This window comes from Halosimplex amylolyticum, assembly GCF_051414035.1.
Classification (GTDB): domain Archaea; phylum Halobacteriota; class Halobacteria; order Halobacteriales; family Haloarculaceae; genus Halosimplex; species Halosimplex amylolyticum.
In genome coordinates this window covers 824,310-849,672 of sequence record NZ_JBLKNW010000001.1, presented here as the reverse complement: position 1 = coordinate 849,672, position 25,363 = coordinate 824,310, and the positions used below count along the sequence as shown (strand labels likewise).

Annotated in this window: 29 protein-coding genes; 14 read left to right on the top strand and 15 right to left on the bottom strand. The window is 68.6% G+C overall.

Annotated features, from left to right (window positions below; genetic code table 11):
* Positions 1-86 precede the first annotated feature (86 nt).
* Positions 87-854 carry a class I SAM-dependent methyltransferase gene (locus ACMGFE_RS03985; protein ID WP_436923796.1) on the top strand — a complete coding sequence of 256 codons (768 nt, stop codon included), beginning with the start codon at positions 87-89 and terminating at the stop codon, positions 852-854.
* Between the two features lie 135 nt (positions 855-989).
* A complete protein-coding gene (locus tag ACMGFE_RS03980) occupies positions 990-2,306 on the top strand; it encodes a glycosyltransferase family 87 protein (protein ID WP_436923795.1) in 1,317 nt (438 codons plus the stop codon).
* 16 nt (positions 2,307-2,322) lie between these two features.
* Here the strand turns inward: ACMGFE_RS03980 and coaBC are convergent, their stop codons facing one another.
* From coaBC to ACMGFE_RS03955, 5 genes are all read right to left on the bottom strand, one after another.
* The gene (coaBC, locus tag ACMGFE_RS03975; protein WP_436923794.1) at positions 2,323-3,489 is read right to left on the bottom strand and encodes a bifunctional phosphopantothenoylcysteine decarboxylase/phosphopantothenate--cysteine ligase CoaBC; all 1,167 of its coding nucleotides are present in this window, start codon (positions 3,487-3,489) and stop codon (positions 2,323-2,325) included.
* Positions 3,490-3,777: 288 nt separating this feature from the next.
* Positions 3,778-5,241: a DUF7519 family protein gene (locus tag ACMGFE_RS03970; protein ID WP_436923793.1), complete on the bottom strand. Its 1,464-nt coding sequence runs from the start codon at positions 5,239-5,241 to the stop codon at positions 3,778-3,780.
* Positions 5,238-6,761 (bottom strand): NEW3 domain-containing protein, encoded by a 1,524-nt coding sequence (locus ACMGFE_RS03965; RefSeq protein ID WP_436923792.1) that lies wholly within the window; start codon positions 6,759-6,761, stop codon positions 5,238-5,240. Before ACMGFE_RS03965 ends, ACMGFE_RS03970 begins: the two co-directional genes overlap by 4 nt.
* Complete coding sequence (locus ACMGFE_RS03960; protein ID WP_436923791.1) at positions 6,758-7,438, bottom strand: DUF7269 family protein; 681 nt, start codon at positions 7,436-7,438, stop codon at positions 6,758-6,760. Before ACMGFE_RS03960 ends, ACMGFE_RS03965 begins: the two co-directional genes overlap by 4 nt.
* Complete coding sequence (locus ACMGFE_RS03955; protein ID WP_436923790.1) at positions 7,435-8,595, bottom strand: DUF4129 domain-containing protein; 1,161 nt, start codon at positions 8,593-8,595, stop codon at positions 7,435-7,437. The genes ACMGFE_RS03960 and ACMGFE_RS03955 overlap by 4 nt, the downstream gene beginning before the upstream one ends.
* Before the next feature lie 95 nt (positions 8,596-8,690).
* Here ACMGFE_RS03955 and ACMGFE_RS03950 point away from each other — a divergent pair, with 95 nt between their 5' ends.
* Positions 8,691-9,776 carry a M48 family metalloprotease gene (locus ACMGFE_RS03950; RefSeq protein ID WP_436923789.1) on the top strand — a complete coding sequence of 362 codons (1,086 nt, stop codon included), beginning with the start codon at positions 8,691-8,693 and terminating at the stop codon, positions 9,774-9,776.
* Between the two features lie 24 nt (positions 9,777-9,800).
* Here ACMGFE_RS03950 and trpB read toward each other — a convergent pair whose 3' ends face one another.
* Positions 9,801-10,964, bottom strand: coding sequence for a tryptophan synthase subunit beta (gene trpB / locus ACMGFE_RS03945; RefSeq protein ID WP_436923788.1), 1,164 nt, complete (start codon positions 10,962-10,964; stop codon positions 9,801-9,803).
* A gap of 140 nt (positions 10,965-11,104) precedes the next feature.
* On the opposite strand from trpB, the gene ACMGFE_RS03940 reads away from it, so the two are divergent.
* Together ACMGFE_RS03940 and ACMGFE_RS03935 are read left to right on the top strand one after the other, a co-directional pair.
* A complete protein-coding gene (locus tag ACMGFE_RS03940; RefSeq protein WP_436923787.1) occupies positions 11,105-11,584 on the top strand; it encodes a DUF5518 domain-containing protein in 480 nt (159 codons plus the stop codon).
* 150 nt (positions 11,585-11,734) lie between these two features.
* Positions 11,735-12,265: an SRPBCC family protein gene (locus tag ACMGFE_RS03935; protein ID WP_436923786.1), complete on the top strand. Its 531-nt coding sequence runs from the start codon at positions 11,735-11,737 to the stop codon at positions 12,263-12,265.
* A 62-nt stretch (positions 12,266-12,327) separates the two neighbouring features.
* On the opposite strand, the gene ACMGFE_RS03930 is transcribed toward ACMGFE_RS03935, so the two are convergent.
* On the bottom strand, positions 12,328-13,017 hold the full coding sequence (locus tag ACMGFE_RS03930; protein ID WP_436923785.1) for a plastocyanin/azurin family copper-binding protein: 690 nt from the start codon (positions 13,015-13,017) through the stop codon (positions 12,328-12,330).
* A gap of 145 nt (positions 13,018-13,162) precedes the next feature.
* Here ACMGFE_RS03930 and ACMGFE_RS03925 point away from each other — a divergent pair, with 145 nt between their 5' ends.
* The 4 genes from ACMGFE_RS03925 (at position 13,163) to ACMGFE_RS03910 (ending at position 15,514) form a co-directional block, all read left to right on the top strand.
* Positions 13,163-13,906, top strand: coding sequence for an NAD(+)/NADH kinase (locus tag ACMGFE_RS03925; RefSeq protein ID WP_436923784.1), 744 nt, complete (start codon positions 13,163-13,165; stop codon positions 13,904-13,906).
* Between the two features lie 71 nt (positions 13,907-13,977).
* On the top strand, positions 13,978-14,427 hold the full coding sequence (locus tag ACMGFE_RS03920) for a DUF7313 family protein (RefSeq protein ID WP_436923783.1): 450 nt from the start codon (positions 13,978-13,980) through the stop codon (positions 14,425-14,427).
* Positions 14,428-14,882: 455 nt separating this feature from the next.
* The gene (locus ACMGFE_RS03915; protein ID WP_436923782.1) at positions 14,883-15,251 is read left to right on the top strand and encodes a DUF7344 domain-containing protein; all 369 of its coding nucleotides are present in this window, start codon (positions 14,883-14,885) and stop codon (positions 15,249-15,251) included.
* A 17-nt stretch (positions 15,252-15,268) separates the two neighbouring features.
* Positions 15,269-15,514 (top strand): UPF0058 family protein, encoded by a 246-nt coding sequence (locus ACMGFE_RS03910; RefSeq protein ID WP_436923781.1) that lies wholly within the window; start codon positions 15,269-15,271, stop codon positions 15,512-15,514.
* A gap of 516 nt (positions 15,515-16,030) precedes the next feature.
* On the opposite strand, the gene ACMGFE_RS03905 is transcribed toward ACMGFE_RS03910, so the two are convergent.
* The 8 genes from ACMGFE_RS03905 to ACMGFE_RS03870 form a co-directional block, all read right to left on the bottom strand.
* Positions 16,031-16,303 (bottom strand): DUF7314 family protein, encoded by a 273-nt coding sequence (locus ACMGFE_RS03905; RefSeq protein ID WP_436923780.1) that lies wholly within the window; start codon positions 16,301-16,303, stop codon positions 16,031-16,033.
* Positions 16,296-16,706, bottom strand: a complete 411-nt coding sequence (locus tag ACMGFE_RS03900; RefSeq protein WP_436923779.1) for a DUF7315 family membrane protein — start codon at positions 16,704-16,706, stop codon at positions 16,296-16,298. The genes ACMGFE_RS03905 and ACMGFE_RS03900 overlap by 8 nt, the downstream gene beginning before the upstream one ends.
* Entirely contained in the window at positions 16,707-17,468 is a 762-nt protein-coding gene (locus ACMGFE_RS03895) for a cytochrome b family protein (RefSeq protein ID WP_436923778.1), read from the bottom strand.
* Positions 17,469-17,472: 4 nt separating this feature from the next.
* Entirely contained in the window at positions 17,473-18,276 is an 804-nt protein-coding gene (locus ACMGFE_RS03890) for a cytochrome b (RefSeq protein ID WP_436923777.1), read from the bottom strand.
* Positions 18,277-18,279: 3 nt separating this feature from the next.
* Positions 18,280-19,161, bottom strand: coding sequence for a ubiquinol-cytochrome c reductase iron-sulfur subunit (locus ACMGFE_RS03885; protein ID WP_436923776.1), 882 nt, complete (start codon positions 19,159-19,161; stop codon positions 18,280-18,282).
* A gap of 3 nt (positions 19,162-19,164) precedes the next feature.
* Complete coding sequence (locus ACMGFE_RS03880; RefSeq protein WP_436923775.1) at positions 19,165-19,554, bottom strand: DUF7318 family protein; 390 nt, start codon at positions 19,552-19,554, stop codon at positions 19,165-19,167.
* A complete protein-coding gene (locus tag ACMGFE_RS03875) occupies positions 19,554-20,219 on the bottom strand; it encodes a plastocyanin/azurin family copper-binding protein (protein WP_436923774.1) in 666 nt (221 codons plus the stop codon). The genes ACMGFE_RS03880 and ACMGFE_RS03875 overlap by 1 nt, the downstream gene beginning before the upstream one ends.
* A gap of 174 nt (positions 20,220-20,393) precedes the next feature.
* Complete coding sequence (locus ACMGFE_RS03870; RefSeq protein ID WP_436923773.1) at positions 20,394-21,338, bottom strand: DUF7319 domain-containing protein; 945 nt, start codon at positions 21,336-21,338, stop codon at positions 20,394-20,396.
* A 342-nt stretch (positions 21,339-21,680) separates the two neighbouring features.
* On the opposite strand from ACMGFE_RS03870, the gene ACMGFE_RS03865 reads away from it, so the two are divergent.
* From ACMGFE_RS03865 to ACMGFE_RS03845, 5 genes are all read left to right on the top strand, one after another.
* Positions 21,681-22,079 carry an ArsR/SmtB family transcription factor gene (locus ACMGFE_RS03865; RefSeq protein ID WP_436923772.1) on the top strand — a complete coding sequence of 133 codons (399 nt, stop codon included), beginning with the start codon at positions 21,681-21,683 and terminating at the stop codon, positions 22,077-22,079.
* Positions 22,072-23,247, top strand: a complete 1,176-nt coding sequence (gene arsB / locus ACMGFE_RS03860; protein WP_436923771.1) for an ACR3 family arsenite efflux transporter — start codon at positions 22,072-22,074, stop codon at positions 23,245-23,247. The genes ACMGFE_RS03865 and arsB overlap by 8 nt, the downstream gene beginning before the upstream one ends.
* 32 nt (positions 23,248-23,279) lie before the next feature.
* The gene (locus tag ACMGFE_RS03855) at positions 23,280-23,726 is read left to right on the top strand and encodes an arsenate-mycothiol transferase ArsC (protein WP_436923770.1); all 447 of its coding nucleotides are present in this window, start codon (positions 23,280-23,282) and stop codon (positions 23,724-23,726) included.
* A gap of 46 nt (positions 23,727-23,772) precedes the next feature.
* Entirely contained in the window at positions 23,773-24,276 is a 504-nt protein-coding gene (locus tag ACMGFE_RS03850) for a DUF7321 family protein (protein WP_436923769.1), read from the top strand.
* 102 nt (positions 24,277-24,378) lie between these two features.
* Complete coding sequence (locus ACMGFE_RS03845; protein ID WP_436923768.1) at positions 24,379-25,353, top strand: D-2-hydroxyacid dehydrogenase; 975 nt, start codon at positions 24,379-24,381, stop codon at positions 25,351-25,353.
* Positions 25,354-25,363: the final 10 nt, after the last annotated feature.

Sequence of the window (25,363 nt, the reverse complement as noted above, 5' to 3'; positions counted from 1 at the left end):
CCCACCCGGGGACTTCCGCGCACGGACCGCGCCACACCGTCCCACGGCCCCATTCGGTTTTTCACGTCGGCCGCCGACCGGGCGGTATGGCCCACTGGACCGAGGCCGCCTTCCGCGAGAACCCCGACGTGTTCCGTCACCACCTCGAAGCCAGGCTCTCCGACGCCACCGAGGAGACCGAGAACCTCTGTACCCTCCTGGCCGACCACGGCGTCGAGCCGACGAGGGCGCTCGACGTGGCCTGCGGCATCGGTCGACACGCCGTCGAACTCGCCGACCGCGGCGTCGCGGTCCGCGGGATCGACATCTCCGAGGCGTACCTCGACCGCGCGCGCGAACGCGCCGACGAACGAGGGGTCGCGGACGACGTGTCGTTCGAACGCGCCGACATGCGCGACCTGGCCGAGCGCGAGGAGACGTACGACCTCGTCTACAACCTCTGGACCTCGTTCGGGTACTACGACGACGCGACGAACCGCTCGGTCCTCCGCGGGATGGCCGAGCGGACCGACGACGACGGCGCGCTCGTGCTCGAACTCGTCAACCGTGAGGGCGTCCTGGCCGACTTCCGTCCCGCGGGCGTCCCGGAAGACGGCGACGAGCTGGTCGTCGAATCCGTCGACTACGACCCCGCGACCGCACGGATGGAGACGACCCGACGGGTGTTTAGCGAGACCGAAGACGGCTACGACTACGAGGGCGAGATGGTGTACGACGTGCGGCTGTACGCGCCGGTCGAACTGGCCGCCGACTGTCGCGCGGCCGGCTTCAGCGACGTGTCGCTGTACGCCGGGCTCAACGGCGCGGCCCTCGAACGCGAGTCGACGCGGCTGGTCGTCGTCGCCGAGCCCTGACGACGGACGACTCAGGGACTGGGTCCCGGATCCGCGTCTCGGGCTGGGATCCCTCTACTGTCCCCGGGTCCGATAGCTCAAAGACCCGTTTGAGCCGACGGAAGACATTCATAACGACCGACAGTACCCCCAGATATGTCGCTGATTGGACGGCTATGGGCGCGCCGACGCGAGCGCCCGACGCTGGTCTTCGTCGCCGCCCTCGTCCTCACTGCGTTGCTGGCCTACCCGTTTGTCGACTGGTGGCTGCGCGCGAACTTCGAGTTCGCTTCGGGCTTTCGGTTCGGCGACTTCGGCGCGTACAACGCCGCCGTCGAGCGCTGGCAGCGCGGCGAGTCCCTCTACCGCCGGACCGAGGAGGGCGGCTTCTGGGGGACCTACCTCTACCCGCCGGTCGTCCTCCTGCTCTTCCGGCCGTTCACCGCGCTGCTGGAGTTCCGCCCCGCTGCGATGGCGTGGGTCCTCTCGACGGCGCTGTTCCTGTGGGTCGGCCTCCAGGCGCTGGTCGCCGCGATGGGGTACGACCTCCGCTGGTTCGAGCGGGTCGGGCTGGCCTGGCTCGTCGCGGGCTTCCAGCCGGTGATCCTGACCGCCAAGCTCGGCCAGACCTCGCTGTTCGTCGGCGGTCTCCTCTCGTTCGCCGGAGCCGCGATGATCTGGGACGGCCGCCGGTCCGCGGACCTGACCGGCGAGTCCCTCCTCGAATCGCCGTGGGCGCTCGCCAGCGGCGCCGCGACGGCCGTCGTCGGCGTCGTGAAGTTCGCGTACGCGCCGGTCGGCGCGCACCTCCTGCACGACCGCCGGCGTATGGCCGGAGCGCTCCTGGCGACCGTGCCCGTGCTGTGGCTGTCGATCCGCTTTTTCGACGTCGAGGCCCACCGCACCTACCTCGAAGTGCTCCGCTGGGGAGTCGAGAAGGGGAGTGACGACGCCCGGTCGCCGACCCTCTGGCTCGCGCCGTACTACAAACCGCTCGCGTGGCTGCCCGGTGCCCAGATGCTGCGCGCGGTGGTCTGTCTGGGCGTCGCCGGGCTCTCGGTGCTCGCCCCGCCCCGGGCCCGCCGGAGCGTCTTCGCGCTCGGCGTGGCGGCCGTCCCGCTGTTCGCGCCACAGACGTACGTCTACTACTTCGTGGCGCTGCTCCCCGTCGCAGTCGTCATGCTCGCCGTCGAACTCGAACGCGACGGCCGGCCCGAACTCGTCCTGGTCGGCCTGCTGCTCGTCCACCTCCACTCCTACGGGCTGAAGTTCCTCGTCCACAACGTGCCCGCGGCGGTCCCCGCGTTCGAAGCGCTCCGGCCCGCGTACCTCCTCTTCCAGCCCGGCCTCTGGGGGAACGCGCTGCTGTTCGGGCTCGCGGCGCGCAGCGTCGTCCAGTCGACCGACCTCACGATCGATCTCCTACCGATCCTCGACGGTGCCGAGAACCAGACCAGTGAGGGCGACGGGTAGCAAACGAGCGCGGCGGTCAGCCGTCGCCAGCGAGTTCGCTGGCGAGTTCGTCGGCGATCCGGGCGCCCAGCCCGGCCTTCTCGCCCTCGTACTCGTCCACGTCGTCGGTGCGGACGATCAGGGCGCGCGTCCGGTCGGCGGCCATCACGCCGGCGTCGTTGCCGACGACGAAGACCATCCCGGCGCGGTCGAGCAGGTCGCGGGCGGCCGCGACGATCTCCCCGTCGTCGCCGTCGGTCTCGGCCTTGAACCCGACGATGGGGAGGTCGGGCCGGGCCTCGCGGACGGCGTCGACGAGTTTGGCCGTCGGTTCGAGTTCGAGCGTCAGCGACTCCTGTCCGGAGCGGATCTTCGACGGGCGGCGCTCGACGGTGTAATCGGAGATGGCCGCCGCGGAGACGAGCGCGTCGGCGTCGGTCACGGCGTCGAGCGTGGCCTCGCGCATCTCCGCCGCCGACTCCACGGACTCGACGCTCGCGTAGGGGACGTTCTCGCCATCGTGGACGAGGGTCACGTCGGCGCCCCTCACGTAACACGCCCGGGCCACGGCGCGGCCGGTCTTGCCCGACGCGCGGTTCGAGAGTGTCCGGATCGGGTCGATCGACTCGGTCGTCGCGCCGCTGGTGACGACGACGCGTCGGTCGGTGAGCGGGTCGGGCGTCGCGGCGCGAGCGGTCGCCAGTGCGATGGCGTCCTCGGTCGCGATCTTCGCTTTTCCCTCCTCGACGCGCGGGTCGACGAACTCGACGCCCCAGGACTCGACGCGGTCGATCGCCTCCAGCACGCCGGGGTGGTCGTACATCGGTTCGTGCATCGCCGGCGCGACGACGACCGGGACGGCCGCCCCCAGCGCCGTCGTCGCGCAGGTCGTGACCGGCGTGTCGTCGATCGCCGCCGCAACCTTTCCGACCGTGTTGGCGGTCGCCGGTGCTATCAGCAACACGTCGGCCCATCCCTCGCGTCCGCAGAGTTCGACGTGTTCGACGGCGCCGGTGATCTCCGTGACCACGGGCTCGCCGGTGGCGAACTCCAGCGCCCAGGGGTGGACGATCCCTTCCGCGGCGCTCGTCGTGACGGCCCTGACGCTCGCGCCGCGGCGGCGCAGTTCGTGGGCGAGTTCGACCGTCTTCACGGCCGCGATCGAGCCGGTGACACCGAGCGCGACGTTGACGCCGTCCAGCATCGCTCGCACGTTGGCCGCGCCGTGACTTATAAGAGGTGGCTCGCGCGCCGTCGGCGCCGTCCCGCGCGGCGCTCGTCGGGGCGCCGTTCGAGAGAGAAACGGGGACCGAGAGGGGGGAGAGGGGTGTCCGATCCGATAGGGGATGCCTCTGACACCCGTTCAATACTGGTCGGGACCGGCCTATTGAGTGTTCCGTTCGTTCGCGACTGGCCGGTGGCCGCGCCGTCGTCGATGGTGGCGGGGACATTGACTCGATCCGTTGCCCCTCCGGCTGTCGCGCCGGGACCGTCAACGGCGCATCGCGAACCCGACAGCCACGAACGAACAGAGGACGAGCGCGAGGGCGACGATGGCGCGGTCGTCCGGGATCCGGAGGGGGACGGCCAGGTAGCCGACGGCCGTCGCGACGACGACGCCCCCGAGCAACGCGCCGGCGGCGGCAGTGGCGTGGACGACCTCGGTCCGCGTCGGCGGAGTGACGCCCCGCAGGTCGCGTTCGAGCCCGAGCGCGTGGACGCCGAGATCCCACACGAGCAGGCTGAGCGCCGCGCCGACGACGACCACCGCGGCCGGGAGGTCGTTCGCTAGCAACAGGGTCCCCGCGAAGAGCGCGGTGGCCCCGACGGAGAACTCGGCGCCCGTCGGGCTCGCGGCGACGACGAAGACGTGGACGCCGAAGATCAGCGCTGCCGCCGCGAGGACCGAGACGAACGTGCCGGCCAGCACCTGCACGGCCGGTCCGAACGCCGCGAGCACCGACCCTGTCGACCCCCACAGCGCGAGCCAGTCGAACGCGACCCCGAGCGCGGCGAGGACGCCCGCGGCGAACGCGCCGGCGACCGCGACGAGTCCGCCGGCGGCGAACGCGAGCGTGTAGCCCGGCGAGGTCCCCGTCCAGAAGACGACGCTCCGCTGGACGGGCGCGAACAGGGCGACGACGGCGAGCGCCGCCCCCACGACCGCGAGCCCGACCTGCGTGACGCCGGAGAGCAGCGCGACCTCCGCGGCCCGGGCGACGACCGGCCGCGCGGTCAGGAAGGGGTCGAGCACGTGCGGGGCGAGGGTCGCGAGGAGGAACTGCGCGACGAGCGCCGCCGCGTACCACAGCGGCACGTCGGTGAGTCGGAGCCGGAACTGCGCGGCGAGTCCGTCCCCGAGCGCGTCCTCGCCTGGCGTCCAGCGGTCCACGACCCGCCCCGCCCGCTCGGCGAGCAGCCCCACGCAGACGACGCCGACCTGGATCCACCACAGCGCGACCATCGGCGAGAACGTGGACAGCGAGAACAGCTTCCCGAGGAGGACGGCCACGAACCCCGTGCCGAACGCGAACGCCGCCACCGCGAACGCGACGCAGCCGACGACCGCCACGAAACCCGACTCGGACACCGACCGGTACAGCTCGGAGACCGTCTCGTCGGCGAATCCGTCCCGGGTCCCGACGGCGACGACCATCGTCCCGACGAGGACCGCGACGTACGCGGCCCCCTCAGCCTGGGCCGCCAGCACGATTCCGGCGACCAGCGCGACGCTCCCGAGCGTCAGCGCCACGCTGCCGAGGGCGACTCGCCGCTTTCGCTCGCTCGTGACCGCCCCGCTCCCCCAGCCGATCGCGAGGGCGCCGGCGACGCCGACCGCTGCCGGCGACACAGCTTCCAGCCCGACCGCGACCAGCGCGGCGAACCCGACCGCGACGACGAGCGCCGCGCGCCGGGAGACGACGCCGCTCCGTCGGTCGACGCCGAAAGCGGTCATCCGTCCCACCTCGCACCGGCGCGGTCGACGGCCGCCTGCAGCGGTTCGTCCGGCGACCAGTCGACGACTCGGACCCGCCTCGTCGCGGTGATCGCCCGCAGCCGTTCGGACCGCATGACCCGCTCGACTGCCCCGCCGGGAGTCGAACCGTCGGTCACGTCCGGACTGACGACCGTCGTCACGTGTTCGTGGGCGACCAGTTCGTCGACCGTCCGCACGGCCGCGTCGTCGAGCAACGGCGTGACGAAGACGACCTGGGCCCCTCCGGGGACGTCGTCGAGCAGCCGTCGGTCCTGCCGCGCGACGCTACCCGACCCGTCGGGGGTCGCGTCCGACCGTTCGGTCGCCGCCTCCTCGGACCCCGAGCCCGAGTCCCGGTCGGCGGCGACGTGCAGGTCGTCGACGTCGACGCCGAGTTTCTCCCGGAGTAGCGCCCTGATCCGCAGCGACTGCTCCGTCCCCCGGTCGGGGCCGACCGTCCCGAAGGTCCCGATGGCGTTCGACGAGCGGTACGAGCACACCGACGCGCCGACGAGGTTCTGGTCGTCGAGGACGGCGTCGGCGATCCGGACCGTGGCGTAACAGCAGAGCTCCCGCGCCGTCGGTTCGCCCAGCGCGCGCCGGTGGTCGAAGCGCCCGTCGACGACGAACACGACGGTCGCCGCGTTCGACTCGCGGTAGGTGACCGTCGTGAGTTCGCCGGTCGACGCGTACCGGTTCCAGTCGACGCGGCTCGCGGGGTCGCCCCGGGCGTACTCCCGCGTCGCGTAGAACTCGACGCCCTCGCCGCCGCTGTCCGTCTGCACCCGGCCCGCGCCGATGCCGGTCTGACCGGCCAGCGCCAGCGACTCGACGGGCGCGTGACAGACCAGCGTCGCCGCGGCGTCGTACACCGTCCGACGGACGCCGACGCCGCTCGCGCCGCGCGCGACCGCGACCACGTCGCCGAACGCGTGTTTCCCGCGGGGGATCCGCAGGTCGTACTCGAACTCGACGGCGTCCCCGGGTTCGACCGTGGCCGCGCGTCGCGTCTCGCCGTCGACCACCTCCAGGCCATCCGGCGGGTCGTCGGCGACGCGCAGGTCGGCCAGCGGCACCGACCCGACGTTCTCCGCACGAACCGTCACCGACACCCGGTCGCCGGGTTTCGGCGCGGCCGGCGCGACCGTCCGCTCGACCACGAGCGGCGCCGTCGGCGGTCCCGAGAGCGAGACGTATCCGGCGTAGACCAGGCCCACGATCCCGGCGAGGAACGCCCCGGTGTTCGAGAGCACGACGCCGGCGCTCCCCGCGACCAGCGCGAGTACGATCCCGACGACCCACCGGCCCTCGCCGTCGACGTCGGTCGTCTCTGAGACGGTCGTCGTCCGCGTCACCATCGGTTCGTCCACGTACCCGCCCGTCGTCCCGGTCCGCTCGTCGTTCGTCGTCCCGGTCCGCTCGTCGTTCGTCGTCTCGGCCGGCTCGTCGTCCGTCACCGATCGCGTGCCGTTCGTCTCTCCCCCCGATTCAGCGTTCACGGTGACTCCACCTCCGTTTCGACGCCGGCGATAGCAGCCAGTTCCGCCACGGTCGCCTCGACCCGGCGTCGGTACGGGTCGCCGCTGGCCCAGTCGATCACGCGGAGCCGCACCGGGAGTTCCACGTCGCCCACGTACGCGGCGGCGCGCGGGTCGTCGGTCCAGGTGCCCTCGTCGATCGCGGCCCGCACGTCCTCGAAGTCGGTGTCGGAATCGTTCCGAAGCACGTCGATCACCGCCTCCCGGATCGCCCGCTCGACGTCGATACGTCCCCGCAGTTCGACCACGTCGGACGGATCGGCGAGTCTGCGGAGCGTCTCGTCGACGCTATCACCGACGACCCTGTCCGCGGTTCGGCCCGCGTCCGCGGGGTCCGGGAGCGTCGTCGACCCCCCTCCGACACGGTCTCCCCGGGCCTGCCACAGCGACCAGGCGCCGAGCGCGACCGCGAGGTGCGCGAAGAGGTAGACGAACAGCCGCGCCGATCCGGCGAGCGCGCCGACGGCGTCGTCGACGCGAGAGCCTCCGACACCGGCGGCGACCGCCACCGCCGCCACCAGCGAGAGCACGCCGATAGCCGCGGCGGCAGTCCGGAGCGCGCGTCGGTTCCGGGCGAACACGTCGATGGCGCGCCTGATATCCGCGCCGAACGGTTCCGAGGGCGACCAGCCGCTCATCGGTCGTCCTCCCGGTCCCGGTCGTCGAGGATGTCGCTCACGGCCACGAGCGCGGACCGCGTCCGGTCGTCCGAGGGCGGTCGGCCGCCGTAGCGCACGTCGCGGAACGCGCGCGTCAGTCGCCGGACCGCTCCGGTCGGATCCCCGTGTTCGACCGCCAGCCGCGCGAACTCGCCCGGGGTGCGCGCCTCGGGATGCTCGGCCGGGAGGGGATCGGCGAACGCCTCCCAGGCGTCCTCGACCGTCCGGATACGGTCCTCGCCGGTGGATTCGGGATCCAGCGAAGTCGCGGTGCGAGCGTCGGCGGTCGGCGAATCGGCCGTCGCGGTGCCCGATCCACCGCGCCGCAGGCCGGAGAACAGCCCAGAGAACGAGATCGTGGGCGGGCCGGGGAGCGAGAACAGTCCGCTCAGGCCGCTCCCAAGCCCTGCGGTCACCGAGCGAGACCCCGCGCCGACGACGAACGCGAGTCCACCGACCACCTCGCTCGCGAGCGACCCGGCACCGCCGAGGAGCCGCGCCGTCCCGGTCGAGACGCCCACCAGCGCGACCATCGTCGCCTGCGGGATCCGGGCGACGATCCCGACCGGCGAACCGTCGAACAACCGTCCGATCCCGCCGAAGAGCCCAAGCGACTGGGCTGACCCGCCCGCGGCGCCGCTCTCCCGGAGGGCCTGCAGCAGTCGGACGACTGCCACGAGCGCCACCGTCACGACGAAAGAGAGGATGAGTCCACCGACCAGGCCGAGCAAGCCGAGGCCACTCCCGCTGTCGTCATCGAACGCGGCCTCCGTCACGTTCGGGGTCGGCGTGGGTGTCGGCGACGGCGTCGGTGTCACCGTCACTGCAGGCGTCGAGGATCCGCGGGCAGGGCCGTCCGTCCGCGTCGCGTCCGACGTCCCGCCGCCCGGTTCCGAGTCGCCCGGCTCGGCGGTCGCTCCGTCCCCCGCTGCGACTGTCTTTCCGTCCCCCGAGACAGTCGAATCACTCGATCCGGACCCCGGTCCGCTCCCCGGAGCGGCGTCACGGGGACCGACCAGGTCGGTCTCCGACGCCGGTGCCGACCCGAGCCCGGTCGGCGGAAAGAGGGCGCTCCCGAGCGCGACCGCCACGATCCCCAGCGCCACCAGCACCGTGCGATGCCCTGATCGCGTCACATCGGACACTCGATGCTGTGAGACAAAACTGTTGCCTTCGAAGACTGTTCCGACGATCGGACAGTTTTTGCCCCGCCCCCGAGAACGCCTCGGACGTGTCTCTCAGTAGCGACCGCGGGCTTGCGGTCAGGATGGCGGCGACGCTGACCGCCGTCGTCGCCGCGAACGCCCTGTTCGCCGGCGTACTCGTCTACCTGACCGCGCCGTGGCTCGATTCGCTCGCACGCCGGGCCGGAGACGCGGCCGGCCTCCACCCGGCAGTTACGGCGCTGTGGTGGCTCCCGCTGTCGGGCGGCCTCGTCGCCGCCTGCGTCTGGGCGCAGTTGCGATACGTCCGCAGTGAGACCCTTGGGGCAGTGGACGCCGAGCGAGCGACCGCGGACTCGCACCCCGAACTGGACCGCCGCGTCACTCGCCTGGCCGCCCAGGCGAGCGTTCCCACCCCGGCATGTTACGTCGTCGACAGCGAGACGCCCAACAGCTTCGCGCTCGACGGCGTCGGCCGGCCGACGCTCGTCGTCAGCACCGGCCTGCTCGCGACCCTCGACGGCGACCGCCTCGACGCAGTCCTCGCCCACGAACTCGCGCACCTCCAGCACCGCGACGCGACCGTGATGACCCTCGCCTCGTTCCTCCCGGCGCTGACCAGCGACCGCTACTCCCTCCTCGATTCGCTGGGGCCGTGGGCCCGCAGTCGCTTCGTCTGGGCGTTCGCGCTCTGCGCGGTCTACCTCGTCGGCGCGGTCGCGACTGGAACGAACCCGTTCGACCCGGGGTACGCGTTCGGATTCGTCGTCGGCCTCGCGGCGGTCGTCGTCGTCGGCGGCGTCGTCCTCGGCGTCTTCGCCACCGCAGCCGTGGCCGCCGCCCGTCGACTCTCTCATTATCGCGAGTTCGCCGCGGACGACGCCGGCGCGGCGCTCACCGGTGACCCCGCCGCCCTCGCGGACGCACTCGCGACGCTCGACGAGGAGACGGCGAGTACCCCCAGCGTCGACAAGCGCCTCGCCTACGACGAGGTCCGCGGCCTCTGTCTGCTCCCCCACGGGTTCGACGCCGCCGACGAAGCGGGTGACGACGACGGGACTGCTGATGACGGCGAATTCCACGTCGAGACGCGCTCGCACCCGCCCACCGACGAACGGATCGCTCGACTCCGCGAGCTGGTGGAAAAACAGTAGTTCGGTCGGCGCCCCTGCTCGGGATTACGAGAGGTCGAACCGCTCGGCGGCAGTCTCCATGTCCTTGTCGCCGCGGCCGCTGAGATTGACGAGGATCGTCTCGTGGTCGGTCTCCTCGGCGACGCGTTTCGCCATCGCGAGCCCGTGGGCCGTCTCCAGCGCCGGGATGATCCCCTCTTCCTCGCTCAGTGCGCGGAAGGCCTCCAGCGCTTCGTCGTCCGTGATCGCCCGGTACTCCGCTCGACCGACCTCCCGGAACATCGCGTGCTCGGGGCCGACGCCGGGGTAGTCGAGCCCGGCCGACACCGAGTGGACTTCGGTGTCGTCGTCGATCACGCGCGTCTTCATGCCGTGGATCACGCCCTCGTGCCCGTCGTCCAGCGGCGCGGCGTGGCGCGTCGAGTCGCTCCCCTCGCCGCCGCCTTCCCCGCCGTAGAACGCCACGTCGTCGTCACGGAAGGCGTGGAAGAGCCCGATCGCGTTCGACCCGCCGCCGACGCAGGCGACGGCGGCGTCGGGCAACTCGCCCGTGCGCTCGCGGAACTGCTCGCGCGCCTCGCGGCCGATGACCGACTGGAACTCTCTGACCATCCGCGGGAACGGGTCGGGGCCGACGACGGACCCGACCAGGTAGTGCGTGTCGTCGACGTTCTCGACGAAGTCCTCCAGCGCCGCGTCGACGGCGTCGGCGAGCCCCTCACCGCCGCGGGTGACCTCGTTGACCTCCGCGCCCATCAGGCGCATGCGGAAGACGTTCATCCGCTGGCGCTCGACGTCTTTCTTGCCCATGTAGATCTCCGTGTCGAGGTCGAACAGGGCGCCGACCATCGCCGTCGCCGTGCCGTGCTGGCCGGCCCCGGTCTCGGCGATGAGTCGCGATTTCCCCGCCTTCTCCGCGAGCAGGGCCTGCCCGACCGCGTTGTTGATCTTGTGGGCGCCGCCGTGGAGCAGGTCCTCGCGCTTGAGGTAGATCTCCGCGCCGTAGCGCTCGGAGAGGTTCTCGGCGTGGTAGATCGGCGTCGGTCGTCCCGCGTACGATTCCAGGATCGCCCGGAACTCCTCGTGGAATTCCTCGGTCTGCGCGACCGTCTCGAAGGCGTCGGCCAGCTGCGCCAGCGGTTCCTGCATCGGTTCCGGCACGTGGCGGCCGCCGAACGCGCCGAACTCGTGGTCACCGTCTTCGCTCATGGAATAGGGTGTCCACGCTGGAGACCATAGGTCTGTCGACGGCCGCGTCACGCTCGCGAAGTCGAAATCGCCGTCGTGAGCCGCTGAATCGGCCGAATTTAGTGCATAGCTTTATCGTGTTAGAGAGCCTATAAAAGTGTATGGCTACCAAATCCGCCGATTCGTTCGTCGCACAGCGCGAGGGTGACTTCTGGGTAAACGCACTCATCGGGGCCGTCGCGATGGTCCTGCTGTCGTGGATCCCGTTCGCGACGGTGCTCGGAGGGGTCGTCGCCGGGTACCTGCAGCGGGGCACTCGCACGGAAGGGGCGAAGGTCGGTGCGGTCTCCGGACTCATCGCCGCGATCCCGATCTTCGGCGTGCTCGTGCTCGTGTTCAGCATCTTCAGTTTCGGCGCGATCGCCGGCGGCGAGACCCTCGGGATGGTCATCTTCCTGGGCATCATGGTGTTCTCGCTCGCCGTCGTCGCGGCCGTCGTCGCGGGGACCGGCGCTGTCGGTGGCTTCCTCGGCGTCGTCCTCCGCGAACAGTCGGACGACGGTGACGACTACGACGACCACGACCCACGAACCGTCGACTCGGCCAGGGAGGCCGACCTCGAAGTCGACGCGACGCACTGACCGACGACGCTGTTCCGAGCTAATTTTCTCGCTTCCCGCGAACACACAGCGGAGCGGCCGGGTTGCCTCCGTATCGGCGTGACCGCTCGCCCGTCGCGGCCGGGCGTTCGTCCGCCGAGGCTATTAGTACGAGGGGCCCCCAGAGGTCGTGTGGACGAAGTCGAGGTCAGTACGGTCGTCTACGTTCCTCCCGACGAGATATACGACTTCGTCGTGGACTTCCCGCGGTACGCGAACTACTCGGAGTACCTCGAGGAAGTCCGCCGCGACGGCGACGGATCGCCCGGGACGCGCTACAGCCTGCGGTTCGCCTGGTGGAAGCTCAGCTACACCGCCCACACGGAGGTCGTCGCGGCCGATCGACCGAACCGACTCGACTGGCGCGTCGTCAAGAACGTCGACGCCGACGGTCACTGGCTCGTCGAAGCGGCCCCCGACGAAGCGCCCGCGGACGCCGAGACCGCCTCACGCGTGACCCTGCGTATCGACTACGATCCCGGGTCGGTCAAGGCCGGCAGCATCGACTTGCCGCGGTTCGTCTCGCTGTCCTGGGTCGTCGAGAAGGTCAAGCCGCTCATCCGGAAGGAAGCGACGCGCGTGGTCGAGCGGATCGTCGCGGACGTGGAAGGCGAGCCCCGCGACGTCGAACTGACGGTCCACACCGGACCGGACGCGATCTGACCGGCTCGAAGTTCTCGGCTCCCTGCGGCGACAAAAGACGGTACCGCGACGGGCCTCGGCTCTCAGGCCTCGTCGTACTCGCCGTAGTCGCCGCCGTACTTGATGAAGAAGTAGGCCAGCCCGAGCGTCGCGGCCATCCCGAAGCCGGTGGCGATGCCGAGCGACTTCGCCGCATCGGGGACCTGCGGTCGACCGCCCCCGCCGCCACCGCCGCCGGTGTCGACCTCGACGGTCGAGACCTCTTCGCCGACGGCGATGGCACCTTTCATGCCCTGGCCCTCGTGGGGCCCGCAGTAGTAGGTGTACATCCCGCCCGTTTCTAGCGTCGCCGAGTAGGTCTCGCCTTCGGGGATGGTGTCGAAGTCGCCGCCTTCGGTCCCGTCGAGGCTGCCGCCTTCGGGCTGTTCGTTCGGCTTGACGTTGTGGCTCGGCGAGACGAACTCGAAGTTGATCGTCGTCCCCGGGTCGATCCAGATCTCCGTCGGGACGAACGAGAAGTTCCCGCCCGGACCCACCTCGACGGTCACTTCCGACTCGCCGCGGAGGTCCTCGTAGCTCCCGTTTTGCGCGTCGTCGACGTACGACGGCCACTCCGGCTGGACGTTTCCGCCGCCGCCACCTCCGCCCTCGCCGCCAGTCTCGGTCTCTTCCTGGGCGGCGGTGGCGGTACCAGCGCCAGCCGCGACTGCTGTGGCGCCTGCGCCGGCGCGCAGGAAGGCCCGACGTGACACGTCCGCGCTCTGGTCGCTCATGTCCGTGGCTTTGGGACCGTCCGTAGTGAATCCACCGGAACGGTTTCGACCCGCTACCGGAACGGTTCCGACCCACCGCCGGCCCTCCCGGGTCGCGCACGCGCGGTGCGGTGCCTTTTTGCCGAGTCATCGCCACACTCCGGTGATGAGGAATGGACCGGTCGTCGGCGTCGTCGGCGCCGACACCGATCGCGCCGTCGCCGCCGTCGAAGCCGCCGGTGGGACGGCGGTCGTCGGAGCGGCCCGCGACGTCGTCGACGACAGCCAGGCGCTCGTCGCCGTCGGCGAACCCGCGCTGCTCGCCGTCGCGCGCGCGACGCCTTCCGTCCCGGTATTGCCGGTCGCGGCCGGTCGCGGAGTCAGGTCCGTCCCGCTGGACGCGGTCGACGAGGCGGTCGCGGCGCTCCTCGCGAACGACTTCGACTCCAGCCCGCACCCCGTCCTCGACGTCCGCGCCGGCGACGGAACGCGTGCACGGGCCCTGCTGGACGTGATGCTCGTCAGCGCCGAGCCCGCGCAGATATCGGAGTACGCCGTCGAGAGCGGCGACCACCGGGTCTCCCGGTTCCGGGCCGACGGCGTCGTCCTCGCGACGCCGGCGGGGTCGAGCGGCTACGCCAGCGCGGCCGGCGGCCCCGTCCTCGGGCCTGGCCCCGACGCCGCGGCGGTCGTCCCCGTCGCGCCCTTCGAGACGGACACCGACCACTGGGTCGTCCCCACGGCCGACCTGCGCGTCTCCGTCGAACGCGACGAGACCGCCGTCCACCTCCTCGCCGACGACAGAGTGGTCGGCGAGGTCGGTCCGGCCGAACCGGTTCGCGTGACGCCGGGCGCGTCGCTCTCGGTCGCGGTGGTCGACGCCAGCCGCTCGCCCTTCTCGTCGGCGTAGCCCGCCTCGACACCGCCGAGCGCCGCGCTGGATTGGAAAAACTCTAATGGGCCACGGACAGATCTACCGTTATGGTTGCATACGAGCTGTTCGGGCCGATCGACGCCGCCCTCGGAGGCCACATCACCGAGGAGATCCTCGTCATCGAGGCGGTGCTGCTCGGTCTCGTGGTGCTGAACATCGCGGCGCGGGCGCTCGCGCACAGACGTCACCTCTCGCAGGCCGAGAACGGCGACGCCGACGACCTCTCGCGACACCCCTTCCACGTCGCCACGAACGTCGCGCTCGTCCTCGGGTCGTTCTACTACCTGACCGTCCATCCCCACGCCGGGATGGTCGCCGCGACGATCGCCATCTTCGTCCTGCTGACCGACCTCTTCGAGTTCGAGTCCCGCAAGGTCGAAGTCCGCCGGGAGATCGACGTCGAGCGACCCAAGGCCGCGATCGGCGCGTCGCTCGTCGCGCTGCTGTACGTGGGCTACGTCACGTTCTTCTACGGTCCGCTCGGCCAGTTCCTGTAGCCCATCTTTTTCTCGGGTGGGTTTCCTCACTCGCTTCGCTCACTGCTCACTTCGTTCACTGCACGGCTCACTCCGTTCGTCTACCGAGCCCTGTCTCACTTCGTTCGACAGCACCCCGTTCACGTCGAGGTGCTCCCTTCGGTCGCCCCTCCCACCGCTCGTTGCGGGAACCCACCCGCCAAAAAACAGGGGTGAAAACGCTGTCAGAGCGCAGCTTCGACGGTAAACCGCACATCGGCCCGCTCGCCGCGGATGCTCAGTACAGGGGACTCACGTACCGATCACCACGTTGATTCTCCCGGTATCTGGCAAGAATGCCGTGCGAGATGTAGCGGATGGATTCACCAACACGAACTCACATCTCCCGGGGAGATTTGTGATGATCTGGAGTAACGTCACCCGTATTTACGTGAGGGACTAATGATTCTCGTCCATGTTCACGCGCGTCAGTGTCCATGGCGGACGCCACAATGAACACCAACACACAGACCGCTTCGACAGACCGAATACGACGGTTGATTGCCGACCCACGGCGACGACAGGTCCTCCAGTACCTGATTGAGAACGACGAGGAGGCCGTGCCCATCGGCGAACTCATTGCTGCAATCGTTGACAGCAAAGTTCCTCCAGCGGCTGGAGAAGACCCAATCGAACGAATTACCACCGAGCTGCACCACGTCCATCTCCCAAAGCTGGCCGACGCGAGCCTCGCCGACTACGACAGGGACTGTGAAACTGTCCGCTCCCAGCTCGACAGCACTGCCGAGGAACTGCGTCGAACTGTCTCGGGACTCAGCGTCGAGGCAGGGTCTGAGTGTCGGTGACTGCTACTAGTCTACCCATGCGCAAACAGGAATACATCCACGTTCACGCCTTACTCGTAGAAGTCACTCGTCACCTTACCGACCACGAAGACATGCCGGCCGAGATACGCGGTACGTACAACACGCTCGACATACATCCGTCGAGCGTCCACGCGTCGAAACAGGACCATCACGAAGCGGTCATGGCGCTCGCCACCGCGATCGGAACGTGGCTCGAACTGGCCCCCGACGAGAGAGCGGACCTCACGGTCACGTTACACTAGCCTCGACTCCCGAGCGATCCCGACCAGTGGCTGAATGACAGTCCACGTCTGCCGAGCGAAGTCACTCACGGCCAAGCGCTACTCGACGTGCTTGTCGACTCCACGTGCCGGAGAACGCTTCGGACGATCGCGGATCGAGCGATGAGCGCAGGCGAGACCGCAACCGTCGTTGCGCAATCACTCTCGACAGTCTACCGCAGACTCGAGACTGTCACGTACTCCTCTCGTGACCGCAATCACGCGAATTTCCGCGGACGGCTACCATCCGGATCGGTATCTGTGTACAGTTGAACGGGTTCACGTTCGGGTCTCTGCGAGCAGCAGCGACGTTCTGGACGTCGATGTTCCGGAGGGGCCCCGCGAGATTGATCGACGCATTCGCGCCCTGTATCTCACAGCTATCGGAACATCTCTCTGAAGTGGTAGCCCTCTCGGTGGCCAATACGCACTCCGTAGCGAACGCACGTCGACCCTACTGCAGCTACGGGGCCGAAGAGACAGAAAATCGAGCCGCCGTCAGTTCGAGCGTTCGGCGTACGCTTCGCGGGCCTGTTCGACGGCCGGGATGACGACCCAGAACGTCAGCGCGCCCATGACGGCGAACCACGCCATCACGTCCATCAGTGCGATGCCGATCTCGCCGTAGATCGACGACGGGGTCTCGACCGGCGCGATCAGCTGGACGCCGGTACCCTCGAAACTCGGGGTGCGATACCAGCCGGCCAGGGTCAGCCACGCCATCCCCGCGCCGGACAGTATCGCCAACCCCTTCGCGAATTCGTCAGCCATTGTTTGACGGTTCGTCGGTGTCGTCTTTAGCGTTTCCCATTCCTTCGGCCCGGAAGCGCGTCGAGAAGGCGTAGGTGACCGCCCCGAAGGCGATGAGACCCACCCCGACCAGCGCCACGAGCGGGTCGATCTCCGACAGCTCCGCCGTCGCCCTGTCCGTCGCGACGTCGAGCACGAGGAAGCCGCCGACCACGGCCACGACCGCGATCAGCGTCGAGAAGACCGTCACCCGCTTGTAGACGGCCGTGGGGACGACGACGCCCCTGTCGTCGCGCGTGTCGTCGTCATTCTCTGGTCGGGCCTGTGGAGACGAATCGGCATCGGCAGCAGAATCCGCGTCCGTCCCGCGGGTGGCGGCGACCTCCTCGGCCGCGTCGCCGGTCCGGGACGGGTCGTCCGCCATCTATTTCGGCGGTCGCAGCCGGTAGTACCGGCGATTGAGGTTGAACATGTACCCTTCCCGCATCGTCCGGAGCACCGCGTACGCGAGGAACGCGGACAGGATCGGGAGGATGAACGTCAGGTCGAACAGCAGGTGCGAGTCCATCGAGATCAGGTTCTTGACCGACAGCGCGGCGATGGTGAACGCGAAGACGACGCCGCTGACGCCGACCGCGCCCCAGAAGGGCTGTTCGACCGGCCGGCGCGCGCTCCCCTTGTTGAGGAAGGGGACGATGGCGACGAAGCCGACGACCACCAGGTTGGCGAGGACGCCGTACGTTCGGTCGGCCATCAGCTTCTGCCCGCCCAGCAGGCTGATGTCGGGGTTGAGCGGGCCGAGTTTCAGCAGGCCGAACGACCAGTAGAGGTACCAGTCGGGCAGGATGACCGCCGGCGTCGACGAGGAGTCGGCCGGCGGGCCGATGTGCGGCGGGAGCGCGGCCGACAGGAAGATGATCATGCCGACGAAGAAACTCGTCAGCGCGAGGTTGCGGATCATCTCGTGGGGCCACGTCGGGAACGCCAGCACGTCGCGCTCGACGTAGCTGGACTGCTGGCGCAGGTCCTGGTCCTCGCGGCGGGAGCGCTCGAAGTACTCGTAGGTCAGCCGGGCGAGCCCCTGCTGGCGCGCTTTCCGCTCGCTCCAGGTCGGGGTCTCGTCGTCCGGCGGGACGATACCCGTGCCGTCGGTGCGAACTTCCTCGCTGTTGTCGTTGTCGCTCATTGTATCAGTGTGGTTCCGCGATGCCCTGCATCCAGACGATGCCGATGTGGACCGCGATGATCCCCGTCGTGACGAACGGGAGCACGAACACGTGCAGGATGTACATCCGCTGGACCGTCGACTGACTGAGGGTGAACCCGCCGAACAACAGCTGGGCCACCCACTCGCCTATCAACGGGATAGAGAGGCTCATCTCGACGCCGATCTGGCCGGCCCAGAAGGCAAGCTGGTCCCACGGGAGCAGGTAGCCCGTGTACCCGAAGACCATCGTCAGCGAGATGAGCACGATGCCGATGATCCAGTTGAGTTCACGCGGCTCCTTGTACGCGCCCGTGAAGTACACGCGCAGCATGTGCAGGAACACGGCCGCGACCATCACCTGCGCCGACCAGCGGTGGAGACTCCGGAGGAAAAAGCCGAAGTTCAGGTCGGTCATGATGAACGTGATGGAGTTGTACGCCAGCGCCGGTTCGCCGTTCGAGGCGCCGGCGCCGGGTGCGTAGTAGAACCCGAGCAGGGCGCCGGAGATGGCGGCCACGACGTACGCGATGGTCGAGAACGACCCGAGGGCGTACAGCGGATACCAGTACCAGAACTTGTTGTCCAGATTGTACTGCTCCGTGTGGCTCTTCGGCATCTGGAAGTTGACCTTGTAGTACATGTTCTCCATGATCTCCAGATAGTCGACGATACGGAGGCGCCTGTCGAGCCACAGCAACACCGTGAGATAGATCTCTTCGATGGCCGTCAGATCGCGGCTCTCCATCCAGGTGTCGTGGTCGTGTTCGTCCTTGCGTTCTAAGCTCATCTGTTATTCCTCCGGGCGCGGGCGCGCGACGAACTGTACTTGCGTGGGGCTGAACGGGTCGTAGATCGACTGATGACACTGACAGTACACTTCGTCCGCGCCACCGAAGTTCGCACTCCCTTCGAGCTGTTTGTAGCCTGGGACGCAACAGAAGTGTGTGCACTTGTTGATCCAGGCCATGAAGTCCTGGTCGGTCGCCCCGTCGATGAAGCTCTGGATGTTGCTCGGGAGGTCACTGAACTCGCCCTCGCCGTTGGCCATCTGCGAGACCTTGGGCGAACGGAGCACCTGCACCGGGATGGTCTTCGCGTCCTCGCCCTGCGACCGCCAGGTCGCGCTCGCGGGCTTGCCGAGGCCGTCCTTCCCGATACCGTTGCCCCACGTCTCGTAGTCCTCGAACATGTCGACGGTGAGTACGGCGTCGCCCTCGACGTCTTGCTGCCACTCGTAGGCGGGCGGTGGGCTCGGGGAGGCGCGGAGAGCGTTGTCCGCATCGGCCTCGGGCTGGACGCCCTGGTACTGTTCGAGCCCGCAGTACTGGAACCACTGCGAGGAGTACGTCGTTCCGCCGACATCCATCTCGGCGATCGTCCGCTCGATGCCTTGGACGGTCTCCGTGCTCGCTTCCGGGAAGAGCCCGTACAGCTCACCGGAGCTGTTCACTTCGACCGGGACGATCGGCATCCCGCGCGGGGCCGGGCCGTCCGTGTTCTCGATGGCCATGTACTGCGTCGGGCCGCCACCGCCGCCCGCCGCCGAGGTCACCGTGTTCATCGCTGCCGCGCCGCCCGTGCCGACGCTCGCCAGCGCCGCACTGCCGACGACGCCTTTGACGAACCGGCGTCGGCCCGTTTCTCCGGGGTACTTGTCTTCGTCCAGTGGCATTGTTTATCGTTTGTAGTAGGGGTAGACGGCTCGTTTCACGCTCTCGATGGGGTCCTCCTCGGTGAAGGGCGTCCCGTCGACGTCCTCCTCGCGAACGTAGAGGTCCTCCCACTTGCGGCGTCGCTTCTTGACGATCATCACGTCCGGCAGGAACTCCTTGCGGTACAGCATCAGGATGAAGGCCAGGTCGATGAAGATGATCGCGAGGATGCCGCCCAGGTACATGTTCCCGAGGGGACTGTACCCCCAGCCGTTGACCAGCCCGAACGTGAACAGCCCGACGAAGACGACCTCGACGATCGTCAACAGGACGATCCCGACGGCCGCAGCGGTGCTCTCCCGGGCCGGTTCGTACCGGTGGATGTCACCGTAGGTGCTTCCAGAGGACGACATCAGTTGTTCCCTCCCTTCGCGTTCGGCGACTCACCGTACTTCAGCAGGAAGAACGTGAACAGCAGCGAGACGACCATCATCACGATAGTCGACACCCCGACGTAGTGGGGGTGGAAAGGCACGCCCATGTGCTCGGGGTTCAGCGGCGTCGCGCCGCCGCCGCCCGTCTCGACGGTCGAGACCTCTTCGCCGACGGCGATGGCGCCTTTCATGCCCTGGCCCTCGTGGGGCCCGCAGTAGTAGGTGTACATCCCGCCGGTCTCGAGGGTCGCCGAGTAGGTTTCCCCCTCGGGGACGGTGTCGAAGTCGCCACCCTCGGTCCCGTCGAGGCTGCCGCCTTCGGGCTGTTCGTTCGGCTTGACGTTGTGGCTCGGCGAGACGAACTCGAAGTTGATCGTCGTCCCCGGGTCGATCCAGATCTTCGTCGGGACGAACGAGAAGTTCCCGCCCGGACCCACCTCGACGGTCACTTCCGACTCGCCGCGGAGGTCCTCGTAGCTCCCGTTTTGCGCGTCGTCGACGTACGACGGCCACTCGGGCCGCACGCTCCCGCCTCCGCCACCGCCCTCCTCCTGGGCGGCGGCGGCCGTACCGGCCCCGACGGCCGCGGCGGACGCGCCACCTGCCGCGCCGCCGGCGGTCCGCAGAAAGTCCCGTCTATTCATACACGTCGATGCTCGGTACCGAATTTGTATAAACCCACCGAATACGCACGCAGGCGCGCTATTAGCCGCCAGCCGCGTCGCCGAACCCCGGAGATATTCGGGTCGCGCTCGCCGACAGAGCCCGTCTTCGAGACGGGGCCACTCCTCGGCAGCGACGACGAGCCATCGCACCCGTCACGTCGCGTCGCGCTCGCCCTCGGACTCGCTCCCCGGGAGCCCCTCTGACCGCTCGCCCGGGATGCCCTCCGTCCGCTCGGTCGCCGCTCCGTCGTCAGGCAGGAAGTCCGGCCGCTCGTCCGGCTCCAGCTCGACGGCGCGCAACCGGTTGCGGTACTCCTCCGCGCGGAACTTGTCGGAGAGACGCGCGTTCGCGACGACCGTGAACAGCAGCAGACCGATCCCGAGGAAGACGACGCCGGCGACGAGCATCCCGATGACGTTCAGCGACCGGACGCTCCCGCCGCCTGGCGGCTCGACCAGTCCGATGCTGATCACCAGCCAGCCGACGACGAGCAGGACGCCGGCCAGCACCTGAAACCCCGCGACGACCTGCAACATCGTGTTCCCGAGTTCGCCGCTCCCCTCCGGGACCTCCTGTGGTTCGGGGAGCAGGTCCTCGGGCGGCGCCTCGGGCACCTCGTAGGAGTCCATCGACGCCAGCGCGACCGTCGGTTTCACGTCGCGCAGGACGGTCCCGTGGCCCTCGACCGAGCCGTCGGCGTAGACGGTGGCGTACCCCTCGTCGGAGTAGGCCAGGATCCGGTCGTCCTGTCGTTCGATGCGGGCGAACACCTCGCGGTCAGCCACCCTCCGTTTGAGGTCTGCCTCGATCCGGTCGAGCAGCTCCTGGCCCGTAATCCACGAGTCCGGGTCGAAGACCGCCTCCCACTCGTCGGCGGACATCGACTCCATGTCGGCCGGGCCGAAGTCCTCGAAGTCGTATTCGGCCTCGACCTGCTCGCGGAGCGCCTCGATCGACTCGGACCCGTGATCGTCCCCGCTCGCTCCCTCCGAGGCCTCCTCCCGGTCGACCTCGCGGCTCGCGGGTCCTTCGTCCCCGCTCGCTCCCTCCGAGGTCTCTCCCCGGTCGACCTCGCGTTCGTCGCCCGCGTCGCTCATTGACGGAACTCGGTCCCCGAGGGGTAAAAGCGCCCCGACCGGGCGACGGACGGCGGACACGACGAACCGACGGATCGTCGCGATCGGCGAAATTGTCACGGCAGGCGGAATTCGTCGTGCTTCGCGTGTGCGCATGGAATAATCCTTAGCCGAAACGGAAATCGCGTCCTGCCGAAACAGGAGTTACGTCGCCATGTTCGCCAGACACAATTCACTATCCACTCAACTAGGGTGAAGTGGCTGTACTCTCGAACGGGCACCATAACACAGTAATCGAATTCAAACCGGGACCTCGATATCACACCGGAAAGACTAATTTAGTATTGATTCAACCGTCTGGTGATGGCCCAGGGAACGGATCGACTTCGTCGGTACCTCGACGATGAGTTGGGAAATTGTCGGAACGAAGACGTGGAGCGTCGTCTCGACGAACTCGGGACGCTCGAAGCGGCGCTCGGGGCGGCACAGGTCGACGCGGAACTCGACGTCCTCTCGGCGCTCGCCAACGAGACGCGCTACACGCTGGTCCGCGTGCTCGTCGCCGCGGGCGAGGAACTGTGCGTCTGCGAACTGAACGCGGTCGTCGACGTCTCCGAGAGCGGACTGAGTCACGCGCTGTCCGCGCTCGTCGACGCGGGTCTAGTCACCGACCGCAAGGACGGCCGCTGGAAGAAGTACCGCGCGACCAACCGTGCGGTCGCCCTCGTCACCGTCCTCGAAGGGACCGTCGACGATGAGTGACGCGGCCCACGAGCACGGACCGGACTGCGACTGCGAGAGCTGCGGCGACCCGCGGTCGATGGACGTCCTCGACAAGTACCTCACCGTCTGGATCTTCGGCGCGATGGCCGTCGGCGTGGGCCTCGGATTCGTCGCGCCGTCGGTGACGCGACCGATCCGCGACCTCCACCTCGTGGAGATCGGGCTCGTGGTGATGATGTACCCGCCGCTGGCGAAGGCGGACTACTCGCGACTCCCGACCGTGTTCCGCAACTGGCGCGTGCTCGGGCTGAGTCTCGTCCAGAACTGGCTCATCGGCCCGACGCTGATGTTCGGGCTCGCCGTCTTCTTCTTCAGCGGGCTCGTCCCCGGCCTCCCGGCACGTCCCGACTTCTTCCTCGGACTCGTGTTCATCGGGATGGCCCGCTGCATCGCGATGGTCCTCGTCTGGAACGAACTCGCCGAGGGCTCGACGGAGTACGTGACCGGACTCGTCGCGTTCAACAGCCTCTTCCAGATCCTCACCTACGGGGTGTACGTCTGGTTCTTCGCGCTCGTGCTGCCTCCGCTCCTGGGCATGGAGACCCTCGTCGCCGGCATCTCGACGTTCGACGTCACGCCGACCCAGGTGTTCGAGGCGATCGTCGTGTTCCTCGGGATCCCCTTCGCCGCCGGCTTCCTCACCCGGTACGCCGGGACGCGAGCGAAGGGCGAGGAGTGGTACGACGAGCGACTCGTCCCGAAGATCGACCCCCTGACCCTGGTCGCACTGCTGTTCACCGTCGTCGTGATGTTCGCCACGCAGGGCGAGACGATCGTCGCCGAGCCGGCGGACGTGCTGCTCATCGCGGTGCCGCTGACCATCTACTTCGTCGTGATGTTCCTGGTGAGCTTCGGGATGGGGCGGGGCATCGGCGCCGACTACTCGACGACGACGGCCATCGGCTTCACCGCTGCGAGCAACAACTTCGAGCTGGCCATCGCCGTCGCCGTCGCCGTGTTCGGCGTCGGTTCCGGCGTCGCCTTCACGACCGTCGTCGGCCCGCTCATCGAAGTACCCGTCCTGCTCGCGCTGGTCAACGTCGCCCTGTACTTCCAGCGCACGTTCGACTGGGGGAACTCCGCGGCGGGAACGCCGGGATCGACAAACGGCGAACCGACTACTGGCACCGAACCGACCGACGACTGACCGACACCACGCGACTCACCGATACGAGACACATGTCTACAGAAACCGACACCACCGAACCGACCCGCATCGCCTTCATGTGCGTCCAGAACGCCGGCCGTTCGCAGATGTCCACTGCGTTCGCCGAACGCGAGCGCGAACGACGGGGCCTCGAAACAGCGATCGAGATCCTGACCGGCGGAACCCACCCTGCCGACCACGTTCACGATGAAGTCGTCGAGGTGATGGACGAAGTCGGCCTCGACCTCTCGGACCGAACGCCTCGCGAGATCACGCTGGAGGAGCTCCGCTCGTGTGACTACGTCGCGACGATGGGCTGTTCGACGCTCGACGTCGGCCAGGTGGGCGACGACGTGACCGTGGCCGACTGGGCGCTCGACGACCCCGACGGCGAGGACCCCGAACGGGTCCGCGAGATCCGCGACGAGATCGAAACGCGGGTCGCGGCGCTGTTCGACGAGATCGAGTCCGACGAGTGAGCGGACTTTCGGCACGGTTTAGGAGGCATAGCCGATAGAGTCGGCTATGGTCACGGACAGGGTCGTCGCGACGGTCGTGTTGCTGGCCGTGACGGCGAGTTTTCCCTGTTTCTTCTACGGCGCCTGGTACATCATCGAGACCGAACCGGTCACGTGGGACGTGCTGATGCACCACCTGAAGTTCGTCGTGACGGGGCTCGTCCTGACGACCGTGCCGCTGGTTACCTGGATGGCGCCCCGACTGCTCGACCAGTTCGGGAGCTTCGCGATGGTTCACGCGTTCCTCGGGATGCAGGCCTACGCGCTGCTCGCGTTCGGCATGACGGGGATCGTCCGCATCTTCAGCGCCAAGCGCCGCTACGACCTCTACAACGACTACGACGAGGACGTACTGCTCGACGAGATCGGCTCCGACCGGATGGACCACTGGCGCAGCCGCGTGCGGATCGGCGTCTTCGGGTACGTCATCTTCTGGGTCCTCGCCTACGGCGCCGGCGTCGCGCGGTACGTCCTGCGATACGACATCCTCGAACTCGTTCCCGGGCTCTGAACACGGTCGAGTGCCGGCAACGCGACGCACATCCAGAACGATGCCGGGAGAGTCGTGTACCGACGGCGGGGTTTTTGATGAAGCACGGCGAACTGGCGGCCTATGACCGCCGGTTCGACGGGCGAGCACCCCGAGGTACTGGTGTTGCGACAGAACATCCACGGCATCTCCCCAGAGGAGTACGTCGCGACGCTGCGCGAACGACTCCCCGAGCGGGAGGTCGGCTACGCCGCGACCCCCGAACAGGAACGGGAGATGCTCCCCGACGCTCGCGTCGTCGCCGGCCTGTCCCTCGACGAGGACGACCTCGCGCGCGCCGAGAACCTCGAACTGTTCGCCTGCTCGTTCGCCGGCGTCGACCACCTCCCGCTCGACGCCTTCCGCGAACGCGGTATCGCCGTCACGAACGCCTCCGGCGTCCACGGCACGAACATCGGCGAGTACGCTCTCGGTGCGATCCTCACCTTCACCCGCGACTTCCTGGAGTCCCGGCGCCGCCAGCGTCGTCGCGAGTGGCGCTCGCACCAGGTACACGAACTCGCGGGGAGTACCGTCGCCGTCGTCGGCATGGGCCCGATCGGCGAATCGGTCGTCCAGCGCCTCCAGGGGTTCGACGTCGACACGGTCGGCGTCCGCTACACGCCGGAGAAAGGAGGGCCGACCGACGACGTGTACGGCTACGAAGACATCTCCGAGGCGGTGGCCGACGCCGCGTACGTCGTCCTCGCCTGCCCGCTCACCGACGCGACCGAGGCCCTGATCGACGAGGAGGTGTTCGTGACGATGCCGCCCGACGCCGTCCTCGTGAACGTCGCTCGCGGCGGTGTCGTCGACACCGGCGCGCTCGTCGACGCCCTGCGCTGGAACTCCATCCGCGGCGCCGCGCTCGACGTGACCGACCCGGAACCGCTCCCGGAGGACCACGAACTGTGGACGTTCGAAAACGTCCTGATCACGCCCCACAACGCCGGGCACACCCCCGAGTACTTCGGACGCCTCGCGGACATCGTCGCCGACGCCGTCGCCACCGCGGACGAATCCGGCGAGTGGGAGGACCTGCCGAACCAGGTCGTCTGAGCGGAGACCC